The organism is Pseudomonas sp. JDS28PS106, assembly GCF_036706555.1.
Lineage (GTDB): Bacteria > Pseudomonadota > Gammaproteobacteria > Pseudomonadales > Pseudomonadaceae > Aquipseudomonas.
Map to the genome: position 1 here is coordinate 14,967 of NZ_JBAJGT010000018.1, position 12,460 is coordinate 27,426.

General features: G+C 65.2%; 7 protein-coding genes. All 7 read left to right on the top strand.

The genetic code is table 11. From position 1 onward, the window contains the following. Window positions 1–435 precede the first annotated feature (435 nt). From bcsQ to TRP66_RS21425, 7 genes are read left to right on the top strand one after another with little or no spacing between them, the layout of a single operon-like run. Window positions 436–1,548: a cellulose biosynthesis protein BcsQ gene (bcsQ, locus tag TRP66_RS21395; RefSeq protein ID WP_333406909.1), complete on the top strand. Its 1,113-nt coding sequence runs from the start codon at window positions 436–438 to the stop codon at window positions 1,546–1,548. Then, the gene (bcsA, locus tag TRP66_RS21400) at window positions 1,545–3,764 is read left to right on the top strand and encodes a UDP-forming cellulose synthase catalytic subunit (RefSeq protein WP_333406910.1); all 2,220 of its coding nucleotides are present in this window, start codon (window positions 1,545–1,547) and stop codon (window positions 3,762–3,764) included. The genes bcsQ and bcsA overlap by 4 nt, the downstream gene beginning before the upstream one ends. Window positions 3,765–3,777: 13 nt before the next feature. Continuing rightward, complete coding sequence (bcsB, locus tag TRP66_RS21405; protein WP_333406911.1) at window positions 3,778–6,030, top strand: cellulose biosynthesis cyclic di-GMP-binding regulatory protein BcsB; 2,253 nt, start codon at window positions 3,778–3,780, stop codon at window positions 6,028–6,030. Between the two features lie 3 nt (window positions 6,031–6,033). Beyond that, the gene (gene bcsZ / locus TRP66_RS21410; protein ID WP_333406912.1) at window positions 6,034–7,236 is read left to right on the top strand and encodes a cellulose synthase complex periplasmic endoglucanase BcsZ; all 1,203 of its coding nucleotides are present in this window, start codon (window positions 6,034–6,036) and stop codon (window positions 7,234–7,236) included. Continuing rightward, window positions 7,212–11,099, top strand: a complete 3,888-nt coding sequence (locus TRP66_RS21415) for a cellulose biosynthesis protein BcsC (protein WP_333406913.1) — start codon at window positions 7,212–7,214, stop codon at window positions 11,097–11,099. Before bcsZ ends, TRP66_RS21415 begins: the two co-directional genes overlap by 25 nt. Window positions 11,100–11,114: 15 nt before the next feature. Then, window positions 11,115–11,780 carry an SGNH/GDSL hydrolase family protein gene (locus TRP66_RS21420; RefSeq protein WP_333406914.1) on the top strand — a complete coding sequence of 222 codons (666 nt, stop codon included), beginning with the start codon at window positions 11,115–11,117 and terminating at the stop codon, window positions 11,778–11,780. After that, window positions 11,777–12,448, top strand: a complete 672-nt coding sequence (locus tag TRP66_RS21425; RefSeq protein ID WP_333406915.1) for an alginate O-acetyltransferase AlgF — start codon at window positions 11,777–11,779, stop codon at window positions 12,446–12,448. Before TRP66_RS21420 ends, TRP66_RS21425 begins: the two co-directional genes overlap by 4 nt. Window positions 12,449–12,460 lie beyond the last annotated feature (12 nt).

Sequence of the window (12,460 nt, forward strand, 5' to 3'; positions counted from 1 at the left end):
CCGCCCGCTGGCTCCTACAACACGCGTTCTACATCTCGCCTGTAGGAGTGAGCTTGCTCGCGATCTGCCGCGAAGCGGCAGCAAAACCGAGCGACGCGGTGTTTTGGACCGACCGCGTTATCGTTCATCGCCAGCAAGCTGGCTCCCACAAATCGCAAACCTGCAAAACCGGATCCAAGGATTCGCGAACACCCAAGATATCTATATAGCTAGTTATCTAGCTATATAGATATCTATCGGGCTAGTAGCGCTTGAAGCGCAAATGAATCGCACAGCGCCCCTGCGCCAGAAATACGTCGTCAGAAATCCCGCCAACCGCCCATCGATAATGACCGGTGAGTTCTATCAAAATATTGACACTGTCATTTTGATATTACACGCTATGCCCCAAATCTATGGACGGGCTCAATCACAGCCCTTGTTGAGGTTGTAAGGATGAGTCGTACCGATGATGTCGCCAGTCTGTTTCAGCGCTTTGGTGCGAACTCCGACGGTTATCTGGAAATAGACAACAGGTTCGACTACCGCGAACCTCCGGCAACCAAGCCCATCGCCCACGCGCAACCCATGACGCCCGCCATCGTCGAGGTCAAGCCGCCTGCTCTCGCGACATCCGATGAGCCTGAACCCGCAACCATCGCTGCCAGCTCCAGTCCCTTGGGGCATCTGTTGACCGAAGCCGCACGGGCTCGTCAGGCCGAAGCGGCCGCGCGCAATACTGAAGCCTTGGTTCAGGCCTTGCCCAAGACACCTTCGGCCCGGATCGATGCGCATGTGATCGCAGTGATCTCGGCCAAGGGGGGAGTGGGCAAGAGCACCTTGAGCGCGGCCCTGGCGACCGCGATCCGACTGCCGGACGGTCTGACCGTCGCCATCGACCTGGACCCACAGAACGCGCTGCAGCATCTGCTGAACGTCAGCCCGGACGTCGCCGGCATGGCCGCCGCGAGCCTGACCGGGGACAACTGGCGCACGCTGCTGGCCGCCGGATCCCGAAACACCAGCCTGTTGCGTCATGGCGCGCAGACGCCGGACGAGCGCCGTGCGCTGGAGCGCTACCTGGACAATGATCCGCAGTGGCTGGTGCGTCAGATCGCTCGCATGGAGCTTGGCACCAATGACGTGGTAATTCTCGACGTGCCCGGCGGTGACGAACGCATGCTGGCGCAGGCGCTCAATGCCGCGACCCAGGTGCTGGCGGTCGTGACCGCGGACGCAGCCTGTTACCTGACGCTCGATCAGCTGGATGCCCGACTGGCGTCGACTGCCAGCGATGAGCCGACGCCTGCCTGGGACTTCGTGATCAACCGGTTCGATGAGTCGCGCAGTTTCTCGTGCGACATGGCGCAGGTCATCACGCGCCGCCTGGGTGACCACGTCCTCGGCGTCGTGCACCAGGACCCAGCCCTCGATGAGGCGCTGGCCTTTGGTCACAACCCGTTGCAGGCACCGGGCGCCGGTCGTGGCGTTCAGGATCTGCGCACACTGGCCGACACGCTGGTTTCCCGCCTCGTTGCCCAGAGCGCTGAAGAGTCCGTACAACCATGACCTATCTGTCCGTTGACGTGTCCCGCGCGCCGACACGCGCCGCGCGGTGCCTCAAGCACCTGTCGTCCTGGTTCGCCGGTTTGTCCGCCACATCGCGCCGAGTGCTCAAGGGCACGGCTGCGACAGTGGGGCTGGTGCTGATGGCGCTGATCATCAGCGTGCCGCTGGATCTCTACGCCCAGTGCACCTTCGCGCTGGTGTGCTTTGGCGCGATGCTGGTGATTCGCCGGATTCCGGGTCGCATCCCGGTGCTGACGCTGGTCGTGCTCTCGTTGCTGGCGTCGCTGCGCTACATGTACTGGCGCCTGACCGAGACGCTGGATTTCGAGAACTGGCTCGACAGCCTGCTGGGCTACGGGTTGGTGGTGGCCGAGTTCTACACCTTGATCGTCATCGTGCTGGGTTACGTGCAGACCGCCTGGCCGCTGCAGCGCAAGCCGGTGATCCTGCCCAGGGACACCAGCACCTGGCCGACGGTGGATGTGTTCATTCCCTCGTACAACGAAGCCCTGAGCATCGTCAAACTGAGCATTTTCGCGGCCCAGGCCATCGACTGGCCGGCGGACAAGCTGCGCGTCTACGTGCTCGACGACGGTCGTCGCGAGGATTTTCGCGAGTTCTGCGAGCAGATCGGCGTGGGCTATGTCACCCGCGACAACAACCGTCACGCCAAGGCCGGCAACCTGAACGAAGCGCTCAAGGTCACTGATGGCGAGTACATCGCCATGTTCGACGCCGACCACGTGCCGACCCGCTCCTTCCTGCAGATCGCCATGGGCTGGTTCCTCAAGGACCCCAAGCTTGCGATGCTGCAGACGCCGCATTTCTTCTTCTCGCCCGATCCTTTCGAAAAGAACCTGGACACTTTCCGTTCGGTTCCCAACGAAGGCGAGCTGTTCTACGGCCTGCTGCAGGACGGCAACGACCTGTGGAACGCGACCTTCTTCTGCGGCTCGTGCGCAGTGCTGCGGCGCTCGTCGCTGCTGGAAATCGGCGGCGTCGCCACCGAAACCGTGACCGAAGACGCCCACACCGCCCTCAAGCTCAACCGCGCCGGCTATAACACCGCCTATCTGGCGATTCCGCAGGCCGCGGGGCTGGCGACCGAGAGCCTGTCGCGCCACGTGGCGCAGCGGATTCGCTGGGCGCGGGGCATGGCGCAGATCTTCCGCACCGACAACCCGCTGCTGGGCAAGGGCCTGTCGATCGGCCAGCGGCTGTGCTACGCCAACGCCATGCTGCACTTCTTCTACGGGTTGCCGCGCCTGGTGTTCCTCACCGCGCCGCTGGCCTACCTGCTGTTCGGCGCCGAGATCATGCATGCCTCGGCACTGATGATCACCGCCTATGTGATCCCGCACATCCTGCACGCCAGCCTGACCAACTCCGCGATTCAAGGACGCTTCCGCCATTCGTTCTGGAATGAGGTCTACGAGGCGGTGCTGGCCTGGTACATCATGGGGCCGGTGCTGATGGCGATGATCAACCCGAAATTCGGCGGCTTCAACGTCACCGACAAGGGTGGCGTGGTCGAGGAAAAATTCTTCGACTGGACCCTGGCGCGACCCTACATCGTGCTGCTGACCCTCAACGTGGTGGTCTTCGGCATCGGCGTGGCGAGTCTCTACGAGCTGGGCTGGAACAACGACGCGATCACCCTGACGATCCTGATCAACCTGGCCTGGACGATCTACAACATCATTATCACCAGCGCCGCCATCGCGGTGGCCAGTGAAGTGCGTCAGGTACGCGCCGAGCCACGGGTCCTGGCCGAGTTGCCGATCCGCGTCAAACGCACCGACGGCGTGTTGATCGACGGCGTCACCCAGGACTTCTCGCAGACCGGCCTGGGCCTGCGATTGCCGGTGGACGCCGGCATCGAGAGCGGCGACAGCCTCACGGTTTCGCTGTACCGGGGCACGCAGACTTACGATTTCCCTGCCCGCGTGATGTTCAGCCGCGGCGGTTACCTGGGTACCCGCTTCGAGGGCCTGACCCTGCGCCAGCAGAGCGAACTGGTGCGGCTGACCTTCGCCCGTGCCGACAACTGGGCCTCGAGCTGGGGCAATCGTCGGCCGGATACGCCGCTGGTTGCGCTGCGCGAGGTCTGCAAGATCGGCCTGAGCGGCGTCATCGAATTGCTCAAGGCCACCCGCAAAGACATCGGCAGATGGCTGCCGTTTCGCAAGCGCGCTGCTTCCCCCACACCAAACTGATGGATAAGTTGTAATGACTACACGGTATTTTCCTGGCGCCGAGCGCTTCGCCGTTCGCCGCTCGTGGGCTCTGTTGGCCTGTGCGATATCGATGCTCTCCTGCGCGGGCGGCGCGACGGCCAGCGAGACAGTGGGGGCCGGCGACGGTTACAGCGTGACGCTGCAGCAACTGGGTCGCAATTACCCGATGAACCTGCGCGGGGTGGAAGCCACCGACAGCGTCAACTTCAACGTGCGCGCTGACCAGGTCGTGACCGGCGCCAGCCTGAGCCTGAGCTACAGCTACTCGCCGGCGTTGCTGGCGGACCTGTCGCAGATCAACGTGCTGATCAACGACCAGGTGGCCGCGACCCTGCCGCTGCCCAAGGAAGACGCCGGCAAGCCGCAGACCCAAGTGATCGAACTGCCGCCGCAGATGATCACCGAGTTCAACCGGCTGAGCCTGCAGTTCATCGGGCACTACACGATGGCCTGCGAAGACCCCAAGCATTCCAGCCTCTGGGCACGCATCAACAATGACACGCGCCTGGACATCCGCGTTTCGCCGTTCGTGTTGCCCAACGATCTGTCGATCCTGCCGCTGCCGTTCTTCGACCGGCGTGACGACCGCAACCTGACCTTGCCCGTGGTGCTGGGCGCCGCGCCCGACAACACCACGCTGGAAGCCGCCGGCGCGCTGGCCTCCTGGATCGGCGCGGCCAAGACCCGCTCGCGCACCGCGAATTTCCCGGCGCATTTCGACGATCTGCCGGCCAGCGGCAACGCGCTGGTCCTGCTCAAGGGCGAAGGCCCGCTGCAGCTCGGCGCCCTGTCGATGCCGGCCGCCAAGGGCCCGACCCTGAGCATGGTGACCCATCCGAACGACCCCAACAGCAAGCTGCTGGTGATCAGCGGTCGCGATTCGGCCGAGCTTAAGCAGGCGGTCAACGCGCTGGTGATCGGCGGCCAGAGTCTGGTGGGCAGCAGCGTGCTGATCGATCGCGTCGAAACGCTCAAGCCACGCAAGCCCTATGACGCGCCCAATTGGTTGCCCAGCGACCGTCCGGTCAAGCTCGGCGAGCTGATCGATGCCAAGAAACTGAACGTGGCCGGCTACGATCCGGGTGACATCACCGTCCCCCTGAACCTGCCGCCGGATCTGTTCAGCTGGCGTGAAGAAGGCGTGCCGCTCAAGCTCAAGTACCGCTACACGCCGCAGGAGCGCTCCAACAATTCGTCGCTGATGGTCACTTTCAACGACAGCCTGATCAAGGCCGAGCCGTTGCCGTCGATCAAGAACCTGGAAAGCGGCCTGGTCGCCAAACTGACCGGTGGCAACGACAGCATCAGCCGCGAGGCGCGCATGTACCTGCCGCTCAATGCGGCGGCGCTCCAGTCACGCCTGCAACTGCGCTACATGTTCGATTACCTCAAGCAGGGCGAATGTGGCGACATCATCATCGACAACATGCGCGGCAGCATCGACCCTGAGTCGACCGTGGATCTGCGCGACTACGAACACTTCATCGCCATGCCTAACCTGGGCGTGTTCAAGGACTCGGGCTTCCCGTTCACGCGCATGGCGGACCTGTCGCAGACTGCCGTGGTCATGCCCACTCGCGTGTCCGCCAGCGAAGCCAGTGCTTACCTGAACGTGCTGGGCCGCTTCGGCGAGTCCACCGGTTATCCGGCCACCGGTGTCTCGGTCGTCCAGGCCGAACAGATCGCCAGCGCCGCCGACAAGGACATTCTGGTTCTGGGTTCGGGCGACAACCAGCCACTGCTCAAGCAGTGGGCCGACCGTCTGCCGGTCGCAGGCGGCGATCAGCAGGGCTTCCAGTTCTCGGACCTGTCGTTCCGCCTGCGTGACTGGATCAGTCCCGATCCTGAAGAAAACCAGCGCCGCGCGCGGGTCGCGATGGCGTTCTCCAGCGACAAGCGCAGCACCTTTTTGACCGGTTTCGAATCGCCGCTCAAGAATGGGCGCAGCGTGGTGCTGATTTCCAGCGGCGAAGCCGATGGCCTGGCCAACGTGACCCAGGCGCTGAGCACCAGCGACAAGGTCCAGGGCAGCCTGGTGGTGGTGCGCGGCAAGTCGGTCGAAGCACTGGTCGCCGACCAGCAGTACTGGGTCGGCGAACTGGGTCCGATCCGCTACGTGCAATGGCTGATGTCGCGCAACGTGCTGTGGCTGCTGGTGATCGTCGGCGTCGCCGTGGCGCTGGTGACCGGCGTCGCCTACGTCACCCTGCGCTCGATCGCCAACCGTCGTCTGGAGAGCGAATAAGCCATGGCGATGAAGCTGCGACGCGCGGCCGGCTGGATGGCCGGGCTGCTGGCGTCGGCGATACTGCCTCATGCGCTGGCCGCCGACAGCTGTGACAAGCCGGCATGGCCGCTGTGGCAGAGCTATGCCGAACGCTACGTGCAGGACGACGGCCGCATGCTCGAATCGAGCATCAAGCCCGACCACAGCACCTCCGAGGGTCAGTCCTACGGCATGCTGTTCGCGCTGGTCGCCAATGATCGCGCGCGTTTCGACAAGCTGTGGAGCTGGACCGCCGCCAACATGATGGGCTCGGATCTGGCGACCCGGCTGCCGGGCTGGCTGTGGGGCCGCGGGCAGGACGGCAGCTGGACGTTGCAGGACGCCAACTCGGCGTCCGACGCCGATCTGTGGATCGTCTATGCGCTGCTCGAAGCGGCGCGGGTCTGGAAGCATCCGGCGTACCGCAACGATGCGCTGGCAGTGCTCAAGACCCTCGAAGCGCGGCTGGTGGTCGATCTGCCTGGCCTTGGCAAGATGGTATTGCCCGGACCTGAAGGTTTCGTGCAGCCCGAGCACTTGTGGCGCCTCAATCCCAGCTATCTGCCGGTGCCCTTGCTGCGCCGTCTGGCCAAGGAAGCCCCGAAAGGTCCCTGGGCGCAGATTGCCGCCAACACCGGCCGGATGATCGAGGCGTCGAGCCCCAAGGGGTTCATTGCCGACTGGATCGGCTATCGCGGAACCTCACCGACTTCCGGCCTGTTCGTCGCCGACCCGGTCACCGGCGAGCTGGGCAGCTACGACGCGATCCGCGTTTATCTGTGGGCCGGCATGACGCCTGCCGCCGATCCGCTGGCCGCGTCTCTGCTGACCCGGCTCGACGGCATGGCGGTCAGCACCGCCTCGACCGGCGTGCCGCCGGAGAAAGTCCAGGTCATCAACGGGGCCACCGAAGGCCAGGCGCCGTTCGGCTTTTCGGCGGCGCTGCTGCCGTACTTTCAGGCCAAGGGCCAGAGCTGGCTGGTCGAGCAGCAACGCCGCAAGGTCGAGCAGGGCATCGCCAGGGTCATGGCCCGCGATCCCAAGGACCGTACCGAACCTGCCTATTACAACCTCATGCTCAGCCTGTTCGCGCTGGGCTGGACCGAACAACGCTACCAGTTCCGCACTGACGGGACCCTCAAATTGTCCTGGGAGACGTCATGCCCGCGCGCCGTAACACCTTAGTCATCGGGCTGCTCGCGGCGGCGATCTCAGCCAACGTGGTCCACGCTGCCAGTTCTGTAGAAACCCAACTGGTGGAGCAGGGGCAATACTGGCAGGCCCGTGACAACGCCACGCGCGCGGCCGAGGTCTGGCAGAAAGTGCTGCAGATCGACCCCAACCAGGTCGACGCGCTGTATGGCATGGGCCTGATCGGCGTGAAGCAGAACAAGCCGCAGCAGGCGCAGACCTATCTGGCCCGCCTCAAAGCGCTTTCGCCGGTGCCCTGGCTGGCGGTGCAGCTCGAACAGGACATCGCCCTCGCCCAGCCGCAGAACCAGGCCCTGCTCGACGAAGCCCGGCGGCTGGCCGATGCCGGCGAGCGCGACAAAGCCACGGCAGTGTTTCGCCAGTTCTTCGCCGGTCGTTCGCCCGAAGGCAGCATCGGTCGCGAGTACTACACCAACCTGGGCTTCAACAGCGCGGACTGGCCCGAGGCGCGCAAGGGCTTCGAACGGCTGATCCGGCAGAACCCGGACGACTCGATCCTGGCGCTGTTCTTCGCCAAGCACCTGGCCCGTCGTGAAGACAGCCGGGTCGAAGGCATCAAGGCGCTCGAGCGCCTGACCCAGCGGGTCGATATCGCCGGTGACGCCGATCAGAGCTGGCGCATGGCGCTGGTCTGGCTCGGCCCGCCGAATGCCGCGCAGGCCCCGTTGTTCGAAGATTTCCTCAAGGCTCACCCCGACGATCAGGAAATCCGCGACCAGCTGAACAAGGGACGCCAGCAGCAGGCCGGCGCCAAAGGCGCAGGCTGGCAGCAGGATCCGCTGGTGGCCCGCGGCCTCAAGGCGCTGGACAAGGGTGACACTGCGGACGCCGAGCAGGCGTTTTCCGCGCGTTTGAACATCAAGGCCGACGATGCCGACGCCCTGGGCGGCCTGGGTGTGGTGCGTCAACAGCAGAACCGTCTCGCCGAAGCCGAACAACTGTTGACCCGCGCCACTCGCCAGAACGGCGGTGCACGCTGGAAAAGCGCGCTGGACAGCGTGCAGCTCTGGAGTCTTTTGCAACAGGCGCGTGACCTGCAGGACAAAGGCCAGACCGCCAAAGCCCAGGACATGTTGGCCCAGGCCGAGCGCCGCAGCCCGTCCAGTGTCGACGTGCGTCTGACCCGCGCCGACCTTCAGGCCCAGGCCGGCCAGCTCGATGCCGCCCAGGCCGGCTACCGCCAGGTGCTGGCAACCCAGCGCAACAACCCGCAAGCGATTCGCGGGCTGGTCAATGTGCTGGCCCAGAGCGGTCAGGCCGACGAAGCCCTGCGCCTGCTCGACACCTTGTCTGCCGCCGAACAGGCCAAGCTGGGCGACAGCGGTCGTTTCAAGGCGCTGCGCGCCACCCAGGTTGCGCGTCTGGCCGAGTCGCGCGGCGACGTGCGCGCGGCCCAGAACGCCTTGAAGGATGCGGTGAAAGCCGATCCGGACAGCGTCTGGACACGCTTCGACCTGGCGCGGCTGTACCTCAAGACCGACGAGGCGCCCAAGGCCCGCGCCCTGATCGACGATCTGCTCAAGACCCATCCCAACGACATCGATGCGCTCTACACCAGCGCGCTGCTGGCGGTGGAAATGGGCCGCTGGCAGGACGCGCAGGCGACCTTCGCGCGTATCCCGGTCGACCGGCGCACGGCGGACATGAACGCGCTGGCCGACGAAGTCACCATGACCGTGCAGATCAACCTGGCGACCCGCATGGCCTTGCGTGGCCAGCGTCAGGAAGCGCTGGTGCTGCTCGATCGCCTGCAACCGGTCGCCAGCGGCAGCCCGGAGCGGCAACTGACGCTGGCCAGCGCCTATCTCGATGCTGGCGACGCCGAGCGCGGCAAGGCCTTGGCCCAGAGCGCGATGGCGCAGACTTCCACGCCGTCGGTCGACCTGATGCTGCAATACGCCGGCCTGCTGCTGGCGGCGGGCGACGACGTGCAGGTCAGCTCGATCCTGCGCAATGCGCAAGGCCAGCCGATGAGCATCCAGACCCGCAAGCGTTTCGACGACCTGGTCTACCAGTACCGCATCCGTCAGGCCGACCTCTTGCGTGAAGGCGGCGACCTGGCCGGCGCCTACGACACGCTGGCACCGGCGCTGGCCCAGCGGCCGGGCGACGTTCAGGCGGTGTCGGCGTTCGCCCGGATGTACACGGCCAATGGCGACGCGGCCAAGGCTTTCGAACTCTACAAGCCGTTGCTGCAACGCCAGCCCGACGACCCACAAGTGTTGCTGGGCGCGGCCGATGCGGCGGTCAAGGCGCACGACCACGCGTTCGCCGACAAGGCGCTGGGGCAGTTCCTCAAGCTTGAACGTTACGATCCGCAGTCGCTGACCGAAGCCGCGCGTATCTACCAGAGCATGGGCAAGACCGGCACCGCGACCGAGCTGTTGCGCAAGGCAGTCGGCATCGAGCAGAGCGAGAAGCAGCGCTTCGCGGCGGCGCAGGCCGTGCCGGGCACCCCTTCGTCCAACCCGTTCGCCGCCAGCGGCCCACGCAGCCTGGCGGCCAGTACCGACGCCGCGATCCCGACGCCTGCACAGATTGCGCTGGCGGGCGGCGAGCCGGCCGGCAATCCGTTCAGCGACGCCTATCCTGGGCAGAATCCGGGACAGAACCTGGCGCAGCAGCCACTGGCGGCCGGACGTGCGCCGACAGTGCGTGACAATCCGTTCGCGGCCGCCTCGGCGCGGGAGCAGCAGAGCAATGCCCAGCGTGCCTTGAACCGCATCCTCGAACAGCGCAGCGGCTACGTCAGCCAGGGCCTGTCGATACGCAGCAACAACAGCGAATCGGGCCTGGGCAAGATGACGGCGGTGGAAGCGCCGTTGCAGATCAATATTCCGGCCGGCGACAACCGCGTCGCGGTGCAGGTCACGCCGGTATCGCTCAATGCCGGTAGCGTGAAGTCCGAGGCCGGTGCGCGCTTCGGCACCGGCGGCACGGGTTCGGCCGGCTCGCAGCGCGAGCAGGGCGTCGGTCTGGCGCTGGCGTTCGAACGTCCCGAAGAAGGCCTGAAAGCCGACATCGGCACCACGCCCATGGGCTTCAAGTACAGCACGGTCGCGGGCGGCGTGAGCGTCGACCGGCCGCTGAACGATAACCCCAACCTGCGTTACGGCCTGAACGTCTCGCGTCGTCCGGTCACCGACAGCGTGACCTCGTTCGCCGGGTCCACCGACGATCGCACCGGCAGGTCCTGGGGCGGCGTGACCGCCAACGGCGGGCGCGGGCAGATCAGTTATGACGACCAGACCATCGGCGGCTACGGCTACGGCTCGTGGCACAAGCTGGTGGGCAACAACGTCAAGTCCAACACCCGCGGCGAAGTGGGCGGCGGCATCTACTGGTACCTGAAAAACGAAGACGACACCCAGCTCACCGCCGGCTTGAGCGCCATGGGCATGAGCTACGACAACGACCAGAGCTATTTCACCTACGGCCATGGCGGCTACTTCAGCCCACAAACGTTCTACGCGCTGGGTATTCCGGTCATGTGGTCGCAGCGCACCGAGCGCTTCAGCTACCAGATCAAGTCTTCGGTGGGCGTTCAGCACTTCGAGCAGGACGGCGCCGATTACTTCCCCGACGACAAAGCCCTGCAGGCCGCCTCCGGGCAGCGCCATGCCGGACAGAGCAAGACCGGCATTGGCTACAACCTGAGCGCGGCGGGCGAATACAAGCTCGGCTCGAGCCTGTTCATGGGCGCCAATCTGGGCCTGGACAACGCCCGGGACTATCGCCAGTTCAGCGGCGCGCTTTATTTGCGTTACATGTTCGAGGACATGACCGGCCCGATGGCGTTGCCGGTCAGCCCTTACCGTTCCCCTTATTCCAACTGATTTCTGGAGAATCCGATGTCTTCCGTTCTCGCCGGCATGACCCTTCTGGTTCTGGGCGAAAGCCACATGAGCCTTGCGGACCACTTGATGGAGCCGCTGCACGACAACCTGACCAAGCAAGGCGCCATCGTCCACTCGATCGGCGCCTGCGGCGCCAGCGCCGGCGACTGGCTGATTACCAAGAAAGTCGATTGCGGCGCCGAGCAGAAAGGCAAGGGCAAGATCGAAATCAAGGGCCGCGACGCGACCACCACGCCTATCGGTGAGCTGATCGCCGCCGACAAGCCGGATCTGGTGGTGATCGTCATCGGCGACACCATGGCGTCCTACGACAAGCCTGCGTTTCCCAAGGCCTGGGCCTGGCAGAGCGTCACCGGCCTGACCAAGGCCATCGCCGCCACCGGCACCAAATGCGCCTGGGTGGGACCGGCCTGGGGCAAGGCCGGCGGCATGTACCAGAAGAACGACGCCCGCACTCAGCTGATGTCGCAATTTCTGGCCAGCAACGTCGCGCCCTGCACCTACATCGATTCGCTGAGCTTTTCCAAGCCAGGCCAGTGGATCACCACCGACGGCCAGCATTTCACCGTGGCCGGGTATAAATCCTGGGGCACGGCGATCGGCGATGCGCTGGGCAAACTGCCGGTGACCAGCGTCAGCGCCAACGGAGCCAAGCCATGACGGCCTGGCGCCTGGCCGCGGGCAGCTGCGCGGCACTGTTGGCGAGCGCGCAGGCGCAGGCCGCCGATTTTGCGCTGTACCCCACAGGTCCCGCCCAGGATTCGGCATTCATCCGCTTCGTCAACGCCACTGCCGCGCCACTGGACGTGAGCGCAGCCCAGGGCCAGCCGCTGCGTCTGGATGCAAAACAGCCGGCGTCGCTGTATTTCCCTGTGCAGGCCAGCCCTTCGATCAAGGGCACGCTGAGCAGCGGTGAACACAGGCTGGCGGTGGATGTAGGTATCGAGCCGGGCGAGTTCGTCACGGTCGTGGCCCTGCCACAAGCCGATGGCGCGCTCAAGCAGGTCACGGTGCGTGAGCAACCGGATGACTTCAATGGCCTGAAAGCGTCGCTGGCGTTCTACAGCGTCGATGCCGGCTGCGCCGATGCCTCGCTGCGTCCGGCCGGGCGCAACGCGGACCTGTTCAAGGCCGTGCCGACCGGCAGCCTGCAGCGTCGCGCGATCAACCCGGTGAGCCTGTCGGTGCAACTGGTGTGCGGCGGCGCCAATGTCGGCGCGCCTCTGGATCTGGGCGAACTCAAGGCCGGCGAGCGCTACAGCGTGCTGCTGGTGCCGTCCGCCGGCGGACCGACCCTGTTGTCGGCGACGGATACCTTGTCCAACTGATCGAATGGCGTA